Below are 14,011 nucleotides of genomic sequence, written 5' to 3' on the forward strand. Positions count from 1 at the left end.
CTGATTCAGCCCACTGTTTCAGAGTAGGAAAACCAGACCTGACATTGAGGTTTTTTTGACTACAATAAGAGTTATCATGAGAAAAGTTCTTGTTTTTCAACATGTCGCCAATGAGATTCTGGGTACCTTAAATCCAGCTTTGAAACAACAGGGGCTAAATATCCGCTACGTTAACTTTGAGCGTGACCCAGATGCGACACCGTCGATTGGCAAGTACAATGGTTTGATCGTGCTCGGCGGATACATGGGGGTATACGAAGCAGACCAGTACACCCATATTAAAACCGAACTGAAACTGATTGAAGAGGCGATTAAAAAAGATGTGCCGGTGTTAGGAATCTGCTTAGGGGCCCAGTTAGTAGCGCACGTGCTTGGCTCTGACGTCCGCAAAGCTCCGGAAAAAGAAATGGGCTGGTACGATATCGAACTGACCACAGCCGGAGAAAACTCACCGCTGTTGTCCCACTTTAAAAAAACAGAAAAAATATTTCAGATGCACGGGGATACCTTTGATATCCCGAAATCCTGTGAACATCTCGCATCTTCGAAAATTTGCCCGGCTCAGGCTTTTAGTTACGGCACTAAGGTTTTCGGATTGCAGTTTCATCTTGAGGTCGATGCCGCTATGATTTCGCGCTGGTTAAATAATCCGCGAAACCAGCAGGATATTCTTGCCAGTAACGGTAAGGTCAGCGCCGAGCAAATGCAGGCCGATACGGCGCTTTATTTGCAAAATTCACTGAACCTAAGCCAGCAGACATTTAAAAAATTTATTGATCTTTTTTCTCTGAAAGAGCGCCCGATAATTCTAAAATCAAAATAAAACTAAAGGATACGGTCTTCGACGTAGTTCTTGCCGGACATCATCGCCTGAAAGCTCTGAATCGCGACGGCCTCGGCGTCGAGTTTAAGCGAATACTCAGAAAAACTCTGGCCTTCGGCAACAGGTTGCATTGACGTCACAATGATTCCCTGGTCTTTCAGTTCATGTCTTAAGCCGGTTGCAAATGTATGGACAAAAGCTTTCGCTGATTCATAGACGGTGTGGTAGGTCTCAGCATTCTTCAACGGCAGGCTGGTAGAAAAAAACAGCCTTCCGTGATGCTCTTTTTGCATCTCTTTAACGACGTGCTTCGCTAAGTGAACGACCGAAGTTACGTTGACCAGGATAGCGTTTAACTCCTCTTCCATGGGAATTTCAGCAAACGGACCGCTTGTCATTACGTGCGCGTTGAAGACCACGGTATCAATAGGGCGGTGCAGGCTTTCGATTTTCTGAATTAGCCCATCGACCCCTTTAAATGCCCCTAAGTTGGTTTGAATATGTTCAACCAATCCGCCAAAGGCGCGAAATGCTTCGGCTGCTTCAACGATGGCCGGATTATAATCGGTAACGACTAAGTCGAAATTGTTTTTTGCAAAGACTTGCGCAATTTCAAAACCAAATCCGCTGGATGCTCCGGTGATTACGGCCAGCGGACGGGATTCAGAAAGCGGGTTCATTGAGTGTTTGTGTGCCATATTTGTTCTCCTTAGTGCATTTGAATCACTACTTTAATGTATTCATTTTTTTGATCGTTAAATAGCTGGTAAGCCTGCGGTACATTTTCTAAACCGATACGGTGACTGATTACAAATGTCGGATCCAGTTCGTTATTCAGAATTTTTTGCAGTAGCGGCTGCATATATTTCTGAGTGTGTGTCTGGCCCATTTTAAAAGTCAGTCCTTTATTAAAAGCTGCACCGAACGGAATTTTGTCGAGCGAGCCACCATACGCACCGGCAATAGAAATTGTGCCGCCTTTTTTACACGCCTGAATAGCCTGGCGTAAAGCATCGGGCCGGTCAGTGGCCAGGCCGACCGCCGTTTTGGCGCGATCCAGAGTGGCTGTGATGGTGTGACCATGAGCTTCCATACCGACCGCATCTATGCAGGCATCAGGGCCGCGGCCGCCAGTTAAATAATTTAACTCTTCGAGAACACTGTCGCAGTCTTCGAAATTAATAGGGTAAGCGTTGGCTTTTTCGGCCATCGCTAATCGCTTTTCATAATGATCGATGGCAATAACGCGTTCGGCGCCGAGCAGGTAAGCACTGCGGATTGCCATCTGTGCAATCGGTCCTGCACCCCAGATCGCCACGGTTTGTCCGGGTTTAATATTGCAGTTTTCAGCAGCCATATAACCGGTCGGTAAGATATCACTTAAAAATAAAACTTTTTCATCAGCAACACCCTGCGGAACTACAAGTGAATTGGTATCGATAAACGGAACACGCAGATATTCGGCTTGGCCACCGGCGTATCCACCGTACAGGTGTGAATAACCAAACAGTGCAGCACCTGAGTGGCCGTAGAGCTTGTCGGCCATGGCGGTATTTGGATTGGTATTATCGCAAGAGGCATACTCTTCGGATTTGCAAAAGTGGCAGTTACCGCAGGAAATATTAAAAGGCACAACAACTCGGTCGCCGATTTTAATTTTGGAGACCAGCGCGCCGACGGCCATCACTTCGCCCATAGTTTCATGTCCTAGAATATCGCCTTTTTGCATGCTGGGAATTGCCCCGTTATAAATATGCAGATCAGAACCGCCGATGGCAGAGCTGGTCACGCGGATTATGGCATCATGAGGATTGATTAGGGTCGGTTCTTTGACGTTTCTTAGGGCCACATCGTGTTTTCCGAACCAGCATAGTGCTTTCATAAAATTTTCTCCGTATCAGTGTTTGAACTCCGGTGCCAGATCCTCGCTTCGGCCGCTGGGTTGCCCTTTGGTGGTCGGCACTTCTCCGGTCTCTAAATACGCTTTAAGGCGGCACAGGTTGGTCAGCATGATCGAATCGGGATCTTCACCGATCAACTGGGTAGCTATTTTTCCGACTCGTCCCGCAGGTATAGTGTAAGTCATATGCAGCCGCACGATACTGCCCATGTTTTTGGGCGCATTTGAAAACCAGATTGTTCCGGCCTGTTGCACTTCGGTTTTCCCCACGGTTTTCCACGCGATCATTTCTGCATATTTTTCTTCGGTGATTTCGGCATCCCATTCAACGACGGGACCGTGTTCCAGTTGCACGACCCAGTGTGAAATCGTTTCTGAGCGCACGGTCAGCGAAACTAAATCCTTCATAAAGTAAGGAAGATTCGCAAAATTGCGGAAGAAAGTATAAATTTCTGCCGGTGACCGGTTGATAATAATCGAGCGGTGTATCTTTTCCTGATCGCGCAGTTTTTGCGCCATCGCAGCCTGCGCGGTTGTTGTAGAAGTCTTTGTCGTCGTTGCCATGTATTTTCCTTAGATGATCGGAACATCGGTTATGCGGGGATATTGTTTTTCAAACGGAATATAATCCGGCTCGACAAAATCACCGCTATCGAGTTTTTTCAAATCCTGTATGGCAGGTCCTTCTAAAACTTTACCGTAACAATCAAATCTTGAACCATGGCACGGACAATCCCAGGATTTTTCAGCACTGTTCCAAGATACGACGCCACCTAAGTGCGGACAGGCTGCCGACATATAATGGGCGACGCCGGTTTCGTTTTTATAAACGGCCACCATTGATACGCCATCACGGAAGACCCGCCCTTCGTTTAATTTTAAATCTTCAAGATCCGGACGGGGGCTTAACGATAACCATTTGCCGTACTGACCGGCCACATTCAAATTTTCACGGAAGTAGTTGGCAGTCGAAAGCAAACTGATGCGTGACGGGTTATAGAGTTCTTCCCATGGGTTTTCGCGATTCATAATTTGGTCTGTAACGATCATCGCGCCAATCGTGCTGTGGGTTATCCCGTTACCGGCATCTCCGGTAATTACAAACACATTGTCACGGTCTAACGGGTTGTGCCCCAGAAATGCGATGCCATCGACAGGCTCCATAACCTGACCAGACCAACGGTAAACTAAATCAACAATGGTCGGAAAACGCGAGCGCGACCAGTCTTCAAGTCTTTGATAACAATGTTCCGGATGTTCTTCCTGGCCTGTCTTATGATCTTCACCGCCGACAATTAATAAATCATATTTATCGTTTAAATTTTCCAGGCGGATATAGTGGTAAGGATCAGAGGTATCCCAGTAAAGTCCTTTGGCCACACTGTTTTTGAGCACATGAAAACCCAGTGAGTAGGTACGATATGGGGCCTGTTTTGTGTGGATCGCAAAAATATCATTTACCGGTGTATTGGTGGCAACCACCAGCGATGAACAGGTAACAATAGACCCGTTCTGTGTTTTTACGGCCGCAAAATCGCGGTTATGAAATTCGACGGCTTGCGAATGGGTAAATATTTTGCCGCCACCTTCGGTTATGCATTTAGCAAGGCCAGCGAGGTATTTAACCGGGTGTAGCTGTAACTGGCGGGGAATCGTCAGACACGGACCCGTTCTAAACTGGGTAAGTGGAGCATTATCAATCATGCGCACATAGATTAAACCTGCACGATGGGTCGCAGCGTGTTCACGCATCAGCACATCGGGTTCAGAATTTTCGCCGTAGAATAAATAGCCGGAAACGCGTTCAAGATTACAGTCGATCCTTTCTTTATTCACGATCTGCTCAATGCGGTCCATTGCAGCGGTGTGGCTTTGGGCAAGCAGACGCGTGCCTTCTTCGCTGTGATAGGTTTCCAGATCAAAATAACGGGTACCTAAAATAGCGGAACCATGGGCTGTGCTTCGGCCGGTTTGTCCGCTGCCCAGCTCGAAGCCTTCCAGAACACAGACGGATTTTCCTTCTTTCTGCAACATGTAGGCGGTCGTCAGCCCGGCAAGACCACCGCCAACCACACAGACATCGACGTTGATATTTTCCTTCAACGGGTCAAAAGTGGGCATATCATGTGTATCTAACCAAGCAGAAAGGCTTTCGCCTGGGTGTAACTGGTTCATAAAATTCCTTTTTTACTCTCTACGTTATTTTCAATACGGCACGTCTAGCGAAGTGCAAATGTTGTTCCCTGAAAGTGTGGGGAAAATTGTCTGGGAATATTTTTTGCAAAAATTATGAGGGGAAAGTTTTAACGAAAGGGTTATTTATGAAAAATGAAATGAAAAAATCAACCACTGAAGATCTGCGGGTAATCGGTGAGATTATCGAAAACGCAGCGATCTGCATGTTGACGACACACAATCATGCCGGTGGGCTATGTAGCCGGCCGATGTACACGCAAGAAGCAGATGCCAATGGCAATCTCTGGTTTTTTACGTCTTCAAATTCACATTTAGTTTCTGAAATCCGCCATAACCATCATGTGCAACTGACTTTTTCTGCAGGCAAAGAAAAATTTGTGTCGGCTTCCGGGCTGGCTTACGAAGTGTTTGATCGCGCCCATATGAGTGAGATCTGGACACCGATGATGAAAGCCTGGTTTCCGCAGGGACTAGAGACCGCTGATTTGGTGCTGTTACGTATCGAGCTACAGGATGTTGAGTACTGGGATACTCCAAGTTCACCGGTCACAAAAGTTGCGGGCTTTTTTAAGTCGATGGTCGGTGATAAGCCTATGACTGCAGGCCATCACGAAAAAATTAATCTGCACCACTAAAATTTATACGTGCTGTACTTTTTCCTGGATTGGACGATCAATCATGAAATGCCCATGCGCTTTGGCGCAGTGGGCACAGCAGTAAAAATCACCTTCAGCTTCTACCCCGTGGCCGATGATCAGGGTGTTACAGTGAGCGCAGTGCGGGGCGAGTTTTGAAATCGCGCACTCGAAGCAGTCAAAGACATGCTGTTCGCCGTTCATCAAGACAGTAAAGGCCTTATCATATTGGTTGCCGCATTTTTCACAGGTTTGCATTTCCATAGGATCTCCTTTTAACTGACAGTTTATCTAACTGTGGATTTAATTTTGCCGCAGGCTAAGCCGGTACCTGACGGAGTGTCAGTTGCCGTGTGGACTGTGATGGTCCGGTCCAGTAGCCGGGTTGTACTGGGAGTGTCTTTACTGACCGATAAATTTTTGGCGATCATAGTGCCTTCAGCAGAGCCGCGCTTGTTACTTGTCACAACAGGCAATGTGCTTGTCACAATCGTAGCGGTGCACTCCGGACCCTCATGAATACGTAAAACGTAATCTTTGTTACGGCGTAAGTTTTTAATTTTATATTTGATCTCAATACCGTCACCAGCCTGAAAAAAATCGACTTGTCCCGAGACCTGGGATCCGTTCTTAGATTGCAGTTCGGCGGTCACTTTTTCTGCAAGGCTTGCGGCGCCACATGGTAGTGCTAAACTTGATAATAGAATAATCGCGAACGCTGTTGTTTTCATATGAGTGCCGGTAAAAATAAAAAAGGCCAGATACTAGACATCTCGTATTTGGCCCTTTCACGGTTACTATGAGTATCAGTCAAAGTAGTCGCGATTGTCTCTGCGAGGCATTGACACCATTATTTCGCCAAGCGAGCTAATGAATCTCTGCCTTCCATGTCACATTGACATAAATTACCAATGCAGAGCCGGTGCCACCATCAGATCGTACTTATTATTTTTAAAATAAAAACGCCCCGGGTGTGTGGGGCGTAAATTAAAAGTTCAGTTGTAATTTGGGTCACGCGAAATCAGAGATAGCTAAGTTATCCTTAGCTATCTCTGAAACTGCAGTGAATTATATTTAAACGGGTGCCGTCGTAAGTCTGCGGCGCATATTTCTTTCTTTAAGTTTATTAAAAAAGTTAATATCGCCGGATAAAAGTTTGCGTGCATTTTCAACCAACGGGTTACGAATCTGTGCATTTGGCTTTTTATTTTTTGCTTTGCTTGCTGAGCCTGCTTTTGAACGGCGTTTTAAAAAATTTTGTGCAACTTTTCTCATAAACTTACTCCTTGTAAGACGGATACAATCTTGAGTTTTTACGAGGAGCAAACTCGAGGCCATTGCGTTTTCGCAAAACTTTGCAAAGCCCTCTGGCAGAAACCCGCAGCTATCAAAAAATCTTAACTGAATTTCGCTTAAATAATAGGATGTTTAGGAAAATCGGGGAATTAATCTACTTTTTTCTTGGGGAAAAAATCTACGTATGTTAGATCACCCCTAAATAAGAGGGGATTTAGTAAAGATGAGAAAAGCAAAGATCTTAATGATTGATGATGATAAGGACATTCAGGAACTTATCACGAGTTTCTTTAAAGTTCGTAACTACGATGTTGTCTGCTATGACGACGCCCAATCGGCCTTGGAGGAAATCAGCAGCGCCAAAGTGAGGTGTGATGTGATCATCACTGATTTGGTGTTGCCGGGACTTTCAGGTATTGAATTCACCCAGCGCTTAAAGGTGCTTGGCTGCGAAATTCCGATTATTTTAATCACCGCCAATAAAAAAGTTGAAACCGCTGTCGAAGCCATTGCCGCCGGCGCTTATGACTTTGTCGTAAAGCCGCTGCACTTTCCGCAACTGTTGGTTTCAGTTGAGCGGGCATTATACTTAACCCGTGTCGAGGAAGAAAATTCGACTCTTAAAACTGTGGTTCAGCTGCAGGAAGGTCATAACAGCATCGAAGGAATCATCGGTAAAAGTGCCGGCATTAAAAACGCACTTGAACTAGCCCGCCGTGTTTCGCAGTCAAATGCGAATATTCTAATTACCGGTGAAAGCGGTACCGGCAAGGAAGTGATCGCCAAGGCTATCCACAGTATGGGGTCCCGTAAAAAAGCACCGTTTGTCGCGATAAACTGTTCGGCTATTCCTGAAAATCTATTAGAATCTGAATTGTTCGGTCACTCGAAGGGAGCTTTCACCGGCGCTGCTGATAAAAAAGCCGGGCTTTTTGAAGAGGCCGATGGCGGCACGTTGTTTTTGGATGAAATCGGTGATTTAACCTTACCGTTACAGGCTAAAATCCTACGAGTGTTGCAGGAAAAAAAGATTAAACGTATCGGTGAAAACCAGTACCGCAACGTCAATGTCCGTATTTTATCAGCTACCCACAAAAATTTACGCCAGGAAATCATTAATAAAAATTTCCGTGAAGATTTATTCTTCCGTTTAAATGTGATCCCGATTTGGATTCCACCATTACGCGAGCGTAAAGAGGATATATTGCCACTTTCTGAGTTTTTCTTACGAAAGTACTCGGCGTTAAATAACACTAAAGTGAAGCAGTTTAGTAAAGATGCTCACGACTATCTGATGAGCCACCCCTGGCCGGGCAATGTGCGCGAGTTAGAAAATACCATCGAGCGGGCTATCGTGCTTTCAAACTCGACACTGATCCGATTTGAAGACGTGTGCAGCACAGAAAACCGTACGGGCGGCGAACAAAAAGAAGAAGCTGGTGTGCGCTTTCCTGTGTTCGGTAGTAACAGCAAGGTCTTAACGGTTGAACAACTGGTCAATAAATACGTGCAGCATGTCTTAGAGTTAAATAATGGCGCCAAAGAAAAGACGGCCCGTGATTTACAGATCGACCGTAAAACGCTTTACCGCCGCCTGCGTGAGATCGAAAGACACCAGCTGGAGCACTAGGGTGCCCCGCGCTGATCGGTAAATAAAAAGCCCTTAAGCGATAACGTTTAAGGGCTTTTTTTATGGCTGATATTTAAGATTATAAACGGGCGCTGAGAATGGCTGCTTCAAAGCGGGTAACCAGCTCTTGGAGTTGGGCGGTATCTTTAGTTTTTGCGGCTTGTTCGATGGCCACGGCAATATGAGTCAGCTCATCAAAACCAAAGGTAATGGCATTACCCTTAATCTGGTGGCCTAAGCGCTCCAAAAATGCGTAATCAAGTTTGCTCAAGGCCTCTTTGCTGGCAATGACATCTTGCTTACGGCGTTCAAGATATTTTTGGCGGGCTTCAACGGGAACTTGCATAGTTTCTATCATAATTTTCCTTACGTTTTAATGCAACTTTTTGCGGAGAAACGTCTTTGGTTGAGTCATTCACGAGAGTTAAAATTTGCTGTACTAATGTATCCTGACTGACCGGTTTAGTGATTAATCCAACACACCCGGCTTCGATACAACTGGCTTTTTCTTCCGGTGATGAGTGCGCTGTAAGTGCGATAATCGGATTTTTAAAACCTTCGATGCGCAGGCGACGGGTGGCTTCCAGGCCATCCATCTGAGGTAATTGAATGTCCATTAAGATCAGATCGTAATCATGTTCACGCACATTGCGTACGGCCGAAACACCGTTATCAACAACATCTGTAATCGCGCCGACTGATTGCAGAAAAAACCTGAAGATATCCTGGTTATCCTCAGAATCTTCCACAATTAATATTCTTTTACCGGTAAGCTGGCTGAAGTTGTGGTATTGCATCGGGGATTTTGTCTTAATAACGTCTGAGAGAACATTCTCACTCCAAGTTATTGCAGGATTAGCGCCGCACGGAATTTTGACAATAAAGGTTGAACCACGGCCTAAGCGGCTCTCAACCAGAATGACATCGCCACCAAATTGCAGGGCCATGCGCTTGGAAACAACCAAACCTAAACCAATGCCGCCAAATCGGCGTGTGCTGGAAACATCGGCCTGGGCGAACGACTGAAATAAATCGGCCTGGTCATGCTTAGAAATACCAATGCCGGTATCAGCCACTGAAATAATGAGAAATTTATCTCCGTTAGCCGAACCCTCGGCCTTAAATGTAATGCTGACGCTGCCGATATCAGTGAATTTAATCGCATTACCCAATAAGTTGGTCATGATTTGTTTAACCCGGGCCTCAGAGGTCTCGATAAATTCAGGCAGCGGGCCTTCGGCAGTCACGTTAAATTCGATGCCTTTGTCCTGCGCGCGGTTACACATCGTGACCAGCGTTTCAGAGAAAAGTTCGCGCACTGAAATGTGCTGGGTACTAATTGCAGTTTTCCCAAATTCAATATTTGAAATAGCTAAAATGTTATCGATAATTCCTGTTAAGTGGGTACTGTTCTTCTGGATATTTTCAATCAGGGTGCGGCGCTCATGTGGGCTGTCAGTACGGCTCAGGATTTCAGAATAGCCGGTTATGGCGTTTAATGGGGTGCGGATTTCGTGGCTCATGTTGGCTAAAAAGGCTGATTTCATGCGACCGGATTCTTCAAGCAGCTGTTTTTCTTTCGCTTCGTGGTTGATTGCGTTTTCAAATTGTTTAAAAAAGCTCAGCAATAAACCAATAACCAAAGCCGTGGCCAAAGCAACAATATTTCCCAAGTACCGGTCGCTCATCGATAGAAAATCCGGCATGGCCATGACCGCAATCTTCCAGCGTTTACCGTATAGGTCGATCTCATGAGTGCGTTGCAGGCTTAAATCGTTGTCATGGTCCGCAAAACGGGTATAGGCGACAATCTCTTTTTTAGTGTCTGGATCGATATAGGTGAGCGAGAAATTAACGTTTTCTTTGGCGCTATTGGGCTGGCCAAGCATATGGGTAAATAAATGTCTGAAAGAAACCGGAATATAAATCAGGCCCCTGGCCCGGGCGGCACGTTCCTGTTCAGTTACAGGGGTGTTCTGTTGGCCATAGTAAGGAATAGCTAAAATCATCGAAAACTCATCGGTCGGTGCAAATGGACGAGCGGATTTACTATCAAGTGGGTAGGTCAGAATGGTCGAAGTTGCTGTCAATGCCTGTAAAATATCGTTTCTGCGTGAGTTAGGCAGTTTGTTGACGAGCGTCTTTAACTCGGCTTTGGTGGCAAAGTTAAGGCTCAGTAAATTATAGGCGGTCGACTGCGCCTGTAGACGTTCGACGAAGGTGCGAAAGTTTTCTCGCTCGATTTTTTGATTCTGGTGGGTATCAAAAAAAGCACGCGAGTATGATAACGAAAGCCCATACGTATTAAGGCTGTTAGTTAAAGCCGCGGTTACGCTTTCGGCCTGGTACTCGAGACGGTGATTGACATCTTTTTGGATAGATCGCTGAACGTGCGCCCAAGAGATAAAGCCGATAATCGTAAGGCCGGCAATAATTGCAGTAAAAATTTCTTTATCGAAGAAAACTGAGAATGTATTTTTTAAGAAAGACTTAGCCATAAAATCGAACTAGTTTTCACATACGGCCAATTTCGGATCAAAAAAAAGATGTTAATTCTTTTTAAACGGGGCAAAAATCACCAAGGTGCCTAAGAACGTATCTGTTTCAGGCACCTTTAACACGTATATTGCTTTTAAAACTGCAAAAAAATTACAGTGATTGTTCGAGTCTCTGCAACCGGTGCTCGAGAGTTCGGGTCATAGGGATTACATAATTGTGGAGGAACCTTTTTGACATTACTCTAAGGCGTGAAAGGCCCATAATCGAAGTCTGTTGTTCGTGCGCCGCTTTTCTTTCACCGCGCTCCTGTGAGCGTGGATGTTTTTTTGGATTCTTAGTCATATTTCCCTCCCTTTAGTAAAAATGGATATTTCTGCAAGTTGAAAGCCAGCAACTTGATTGGAAAGCTTCTTGCTTAGATTAGTTTTTATATGGCGAATAAACTTGGCCACGGCCGCAATTTTGACCGGGATAAAAATCTGACCTACCGTCCGCAGGATGAATCGGGCGATGCGCCTTATCATCCGTTACTTATAGACATTCCCCGCCAGGACTCGATTGTGGCGATCATCGTTGATCAGCACCGGCAACTACGTGAGTTGACAGCGGTACTCAAATACCCGCATTGGCATAAAGAAGAAAAACAGGCCGCATTGCTTGAATTTGTTTATCTGTGGACAGCCCATGCCCAGGCTGAAGAGAATGCTTTGTATGATGAAGTGATGTTTTCAGCGCAAATGCAAAAACAAATTGCTGCCGCATTAGCCGAACACGCCCTCGCGCAAACTTTAATTGACGAGCTTGAGGTTTTAAACTTCAGATTAACCTGGAGTTTAGATATCGAACAAAAGGCGAAGGCCTTAGCCGAAGTTGTCGAAGGTCATATGAGCTCGGAAGAAGAAAGTTATTTAAGACTTGTTCAGGACCTGCTTCCGCTCGAAGAGCAGCTTCTTTTGGGGCGCGAGTTCACACGCCAATTCGAAGCAATAGCTGCACATAACAAGGCTTCGCTGAAGCCTTCGCGTTTATAGCTAGTAGTGGTGCTGCGAAGCTTTAGTTTGTAAGTGTTTCGGAGCAACATTTGCGCTGAATTTTTCCAGCATCTTTTTAACAAACAGTTTTATTTTTTTGCTCAACGGTTCGTTTTCATACCAGCCATACTCTGCATTGTATTCCGGAACCACACCGCCTTCGTCTTCCCATTTTTCAAGTTGTAATTCGGTTGGTTGATGACTTTGACGCTGTAAAAAGCGCGAGAAAAGCGAGTCGGGATTGTCCGGCTTTGAATAGCGTGCATCTTTATCTTTGTCCATACACCCTCCTTTGCTTTTGATAAGTATAACAGCTGTTAAGTTTTAGCGCTGCAACATTAAGACCTGCGTCGAACCGGGGAACTATGTCTCGCTTTTAGTGGTTAATAATTTGCAGACTGAATCATATTGGTAAAAACAAAAATGCATAACAGGGAGATGGCGATGCTTAAATATTTAATCCTAAGTCTGTTTTTAACTCCTGTGTTACCTGCCAGCGCAGCGATTGACGGCAGTAAAGTCGTTGTGCCGTATCAGGGTTTAGAAGATTTAAAAACCACGGTGCGTGTGCACGACCGGTTAAAAACCAGCGTGCGTAATTATAACAGCGAAAACTTTATTATTTATTCGCAAACTGGCCGCGTAACCATCGAAGGCCGGGTGAAAACCCAGGCTGAGGTGAATGACATTGTTAAAACTGCAAACAAAGTTCCCGGTGTGAAGCAGGTGGTAAACAACCTCATTGTCGATCCGGGTTTATAGGGAGAATTATGGAAACAAAAAAAACAGCTTCCGAGTCTTTATTTAATATTGAAGAAATTCGTCGTCACGCCATGACCGCCATTAATAACGGGGCCATCACCGGGGATTATCCGTTGGATATCGAAAAAGCGTGCCAGATTTTAAATGAAGCTCTGGCTACAGAAATTCTCTGTGTCCTGCGCTATCGTCATCATGCGGTTATTGCCAAAGGGATTAATTTTCCGCAAGTCGCCGCTGAATTTAGAGAGCATGCAGCCAACGAGGATGAACACGTCTGGGCACTGGCAGAGCGTATTGATCAGCTGGGCGGCAATCCGGAAATGAGCCCTGCAAGAGTCGCAGCACTGTCTGCAACCGAGTATGGCACCGCCACCGATTTAACTGAAATGATTCGTGAAGACCTGGTTGCAGAGCGTGTAGTGATTGAAGTGTACCGTCAGATGATTGAATGGTTCGGCCACAATGATCCGACAACGCGCAGACTGCTGGAAAAAATCTTAGCTGATGAAGAAGAGCATGCCAATGAGCTTGCTGATTTACTGGTTACAGCTAGCCGAAAAACTTTAAACTAGTTTTTTTCTTTCGTCAGTTTTGGAAATTTTTCTTGGACCAGATATTTCAGCCCAAGCATAATGCCGTAATGGCTTCCTTCTTCGTCCTGCTTATCGGTAACTGATAAGCCATAACGAAGATCACCGATCACAGAGTAGCGGCCGCTGTTCCATAGTTCAGCGGCCAGCGAAAAATCAAAACCATAATCAACTGTATCTGCTGCCGAAGTATCGATGACTTCGGTGCCCTGGAATTCATTGTGTATAATACGGCGCTCACCCATCGGGTATGATGAAGAAAATGCAAGCGATGCCGAATACAGAGGGCTGATCCAGTAGCGATAACCCATAGTAATATGCATAAGCTCAGTTTTTTCAGCGACGATCGAGGCTCCACTGCGGCGAACATAGGTTTTTTGCATATGAAACATGGCTATCTCTAAAGCGCCATACTCATTGATGTCACCCTGTACGATCAGACCAACATCACCGTACCATGGCGGTTTAAACCCGCTGTCGGATCCGGGGTAATCGGTGCGGCTGACAAACGATCCGATCGTGGCGGTTACATTTCCTTCCTGTGGTTCATAGGCCATTGCTTCAAGGCCAAGCACGAAAAACAGCAGAAATAAAACTTTTACGTTTGTCATATGGCAAGATTACGGTTGATGATAGTAAAAGTACACTC

Annotated in this window: 17 protein-coding genes; 6 read left to right on the top strand and 11 right to left on the bottom strand. The window is 45.4% G+C overall.

All coding sequences use genetic code 11. From position 1 onward, the window contains the following. The first annotated feature begins 76 nt into the window (after nt 1-76). Complete coding sequence (locus tag AC04MM_RS10750; RefSeq protein WP_475380361.1) at nt 77-823, top strand: type 1 glutamine amidotransferase; 747 nt, start codon at nt 77-79, stop codon at nt 821-823. Nucleotides 824-825: 2 nt separating this feature from the next. Here AC04MM_RS10750 and AC04MM_RS10755 read toward each other — a convergent pair whose 3' ends face one another. From AC04MM_RS10755 to AC04MM_RS10770, 4 genes are read right to left on the bottom strand one after another with little or no spacing between them, the layout of a single operon-like run. Continuing rightward, nucleotides 826-1,521 carry an SDR family NAD(P)-dependent oxidoreductase gene (locus AC04MM_RS10755; RefSeq protein ID WP_475380362.1) on the bottom strand — a complete coding sequence of 232 codons (696 nt, stop codon included), beginning with the start codon at nt 1,519-1,521 and terminating at the stop codon, nt 826-828. Between the two features lie 11 nt (nt 1,522-1,532). Continuing rightward, a complete protein-coding gene (locus AC04MM_RS10760; protein WP_475380363.1) occupies nt 1,533-2,705 on the bottom strand; it encodes a zinc-dependent alcohol dehydrogenase in 1,173 nt (390 codons plus the stop codon). 15 nt (nt 2,706-2,720) lie between these two features. Beyond that, on the bottom strand, nt 2,721-3,287 hold the full coding sequence (locus tag AC04MM_RS10765) for an SRPBCC family protein (RefSeq protein WP_475380364.1): 567 nt from the start codon (nt 3,285-3,287) through the stop codon (nt 2,721-2,723). A gap of 9 nt (nt 3,288-3,296) precedes the next feature. Next, nucleotides 3,297-4,898 (bottom strand): FAD-dependent oxidoreductase, encoded by a 1,602-nt coding sequence (locus tag AC04MM_RS10770; protein WP_475380365.1) that lies wholly within the window; start codon nt 4,896-4,898, stop codon nt 3,297-3,299. Between the two features lie 146 nt (nt 4,899-5,044). Between AC04MM_RS10770 and AC04MM_RS10775 the strand changes: the two genes are divergently transcribed. After that, on the top strand, nt 5,045-5,554 hold the full coding sequence (locus AC04MM_RS10775) for a pyridoxamine 5'-phosphate oxidase family protein (protein WP_475380366.1): 510 nt from the start codon (nt 5,045-5,047) through the stop codon (nt 5,552-5,554). Nucleotides 5,555-5,557: 3 nt separating this feature from the next. Here the strand turns inward: AC04MM_RS10775 and AC04MM_RS10780 are convergent, their stop codons facing one another. From AC04MM_RS10780 to AC04MM_RS10790, 3 genes are all read right to left on the bottom strand, one after another. Then, the gene (locus tag AC04MM_RS10780; RefSeq protein ID WP_475380428.1) at nt 5,558-5,812 is read right to left on the bottom strand and encodes a hypothetical protein; all 255 of its coding nucleotides are present in this window, start codon (nt 5,810-5,812) and stop codon (nt 5,558-5,560) included. Between the two features lie 29 nt (nt 5,813-5,841). Then, complete coding sequence (locus AC04MM_RS10785) at nt 5,842-6,285, bottom strand: hypothetical protein (RefSeq protein WP_475380367.1); 444 nt, start codon at nt 6,283-6,285, stop codon at nt 5,842-5,844. A 343-nt stretch (nt 6,286-6,628) separates the two neighbouring features. Further along, nucleotides 6,629-6,829 (bottom strand): hypothetical protein, encoded by a 201-nt coding sequence (locus tag AC04MM_RS10790; RefSeq protein ID WP_475380368.1) that lies wholly within the window; start codon nt 6,827-6,829, stop codon nt 6,629-6,631. Between the two features lie 244 nt (nt 6,830-7,073). On the opposite strand from AC04MM_RS10790, the gene AC04MM_RS10795 reads away from it, so the two are divergent. Then, nucleotides 7,074-8,480 (top strand): sigma-54-dependent transcriptional regulator, encoded by a 1,407-nt coding sequence (locus tag AC04MM_RS10795; protein WP_475380369.1) that lies wholly within the window; start codon nt 7,074-7,076, stop codon nt 8,478-8,480. Nucleotides 8,481-8,559: 79 nt separating this feature from the next. Here the strand turns inward: AC04MM_RS10795 and AC04MM_RS10800 are convergent, their stop codons facing one another. Together AC04MM_RS10800 and AC04MM_RS10805 are read right to left on the bottom strand one after the other, a co-directional pair. Further along, a complete protein-coding gene (locus AC04MM_RS10800; RefSeq protein ID WP_475380370.1) occupies nt 8,560-8,826 on the bottom strand; it encodes an Hpt domain-containing protein in 267 nt (88 codons plus the stop codon). Then, a complete protein-coding gene (locus AC04MM_RS10805) occupies nt 8,810-10,978 on the bottom strand; it encodes a response regulator (protein WP_475380371.1) in 2,169 nt (722 codons plus the stop codon). The genes AC04MM_RS10800 and AC04MM_RS10805 overlap by 17 nt, the downstream gene beginning before the upstream one ends. A 432-nt stretch (nt 10,979-11,410) precedes the next feature. On the opposite strand from AC04MM_RS10805, the gene AC04MM_RS10810 reads away from it, so the two are divergent. Further along, the gene (locus AC04MM_RS10810) at nt 11,411-12,010 is read left to right on the top strand and encodes a hemerythrin domain-containing protein (protein ID WP_475380372.1); all 600 of its coding nucleotides are present in this window, start codon (nt 11,411-11,413) and stop codon (nt 12,008-12,010) included. Here the strand turns inward: AC04MM_RS10810 and AC04MM_RS10815 are convergent, their stop codons facing one another. Then, entirely contained in the window at nt 12,011-12,292 is a 282-nt protein-coding gene (locus AC04MM_RS10815; RefSeq protein ID WP_475380373.1) for a hypothetical protein, read from the bottom strand. A gap of 162 nt (nt 12,293-12,454) precedes the next feature. Here AC04MM_RS10815 and AC04MM_RS10820 point away from each other — a divergent pair, with 162 nt between their 5' ends. Both AC04MM_RS10820 and AC04MM_RS10825 read left to right on the top strand, forming a co-directional pair. Next, nucleotides 12,455-12,772: a BON domain-containing protein gene (locus AC04MM_RS10820; protein ID WP_475380374.1), complete on the top strand. Its 318-nt coding sequence runs from the start codon at nt 12,455-12,457 to the stop codon at nt 12,770-12,772. Between the two features lie 8 nt (nt 12,773-12,780). Further along, complete coding sequence (locus tag AC04MM_RS10825) at nt 12,781-13,344, top strand: ferritin-like domain-containing protein (RefSeq protein WP_475380375.1); 564 nt, start codon at nt 12,781-12,783, stop codon at nt 13,342-13,344. Here the strand turns inward: AC04MM_RS10825 and AC04MM_RS10830 are convergent. Further along, nucleotides 13,341-13,973 (bottom strand): hypothetical protein, encoded by a 633-nt coding sequence (locus AC04MM_RS10830; RefSeq protein WP_475380376.1) that lies wholly within the window; start codon nt 13,971-13,973, stop codon nt 13,341-13,343. The two genes, AC04MM_RS10825 and AC04MM_RS10830, sit on opposite strands and share 4 nt — an antisense overlap. Nucleotides 13,974-14,011: the final 38 nt, after the last annotated feature.

This window comes from Bdellovibrio sp. SBM16 (assembly GCF_056175625.1).

Bases quoted from the DNA above. Each gene is read 5' to 3' on its own strand.
- AC04MM_RS10750 (WP_475380361.1), top strand. From the start codon at position 77: ATGAGAAAAGTTCTTGTTTTTCAACATGTCGCCAATGAGATTCTGGGT.
- AC04MM_RS10755 (WP_475380362.1), bottom strand. From the start codon at position 1,521: ATGGCACACAAACACTCAATGAACCCGCTTTCTGAATCCCGTCCGCTG.
- AC04MM_RS10760 (WP_475380363.1), bottom strand. From the start codon at position 2,705: ATGAAAGCACTATGCTGGTTCGGAAAACACGATGTGGCCCTAAGAAAC.
- AC04MM_RS10765 (WP_475380364.1), bottom strand. From the start codon at position 3,287: ATGGCAACGACGACAAAGACTTCTACAACAACCGCGCAGGCTGCGATG.
- AC04MM_RS10770 (WP_475380365.1), bottom strand. From the start codon at position 4,898: ATGAACCAGTTACACCCAGGCGAAAGCCTTTCTGCTTGGTTAGATACA.
- AC04MM_RS10775 (WP_475380366.1), top strand. From the start codon at position 5,045: ATGAAAAATGAAATGAAAAAATCAACCACTGAAGATCTGCGGGTAATC.
- AC04MM_RS10780 (WP_475380428.1), bottom strand. From the start codon at position 5,812: ATGCAAACCTGTGAAAAATGCGGCAACCAATATGATAAGGCCTTTACT.
- AC04MM_RS10785 (WP_475380367.1), bottom strand. From the start codon at position 6,285: ATGAAAACAACAGCGTTCGCGATTATTCTATTATCAAGTTTAGCACTA.
- AC04MM_RS10790 (WP_475380368.1), bottom strand. From the start codon at position 6,829: ATGAGAAAAGTTGCACAAAATTTTTTAAAACGCCGTTCAAAAGCAGGC.
- AC04MM_RS10795 (WP_475380369.1), top strand. From the start codon at position 7,074: ATGAGAAAAGCAAAGATCTTAATGATTGATGATGATAAGGACATTCAG.
- AC04MM_RS10800 (WP_475380370.1), bottom strand. From the start codon at position 8,826: ATGCAAGTTCCCGTTGAAGCCCGCCAAAAATATCTTGAACGCCGTAAG.
- AC04MM_RS10805 (WP_475380371.1), bottom strand. From the start codon at position 10,978: ATGGCTAAGTCTTTCTTAAAAAATACATTCTCAGTTTTCTTCGATAAA.
- AC04MM_RS10810 (WP_475380372.1), top strand. From the start codon at position 11,411: ATGGCGAATAAACTTGGCCACGGCCGCAATTTTGACCGGGATAAAAAT.
- AC04MM_RS10815 (WP_475380373.1), bottom strand. From the start codon at position 12,292: ATGGACAAAGATAAAGATGCACGCTATTCAAAGCCGGACAATCCCGAC.
- AC04MM_RS10820 (WP_475380374.1), top strand. From the start codon at position 12,455: ATGCTTAAATATTTAATCCTAAGTCTGTTTTTAACTCCTGTGTTACCT.
- AC04MM_RS10825 (WP_475380375.1), top strand. From the start codon at position 12,781: ATGGAAACAAAAAAAACAGCTTCCGAGTCTTTATTTAATATTGAAGAA.
- AC04MM_RS10830 (WP_475380376.1), bottom strand. From the start codon at position 13,973: ATGACAAACGTAAAAGTTTTATTTCTGCTGTTTTTCGTGCTTGGCCTT.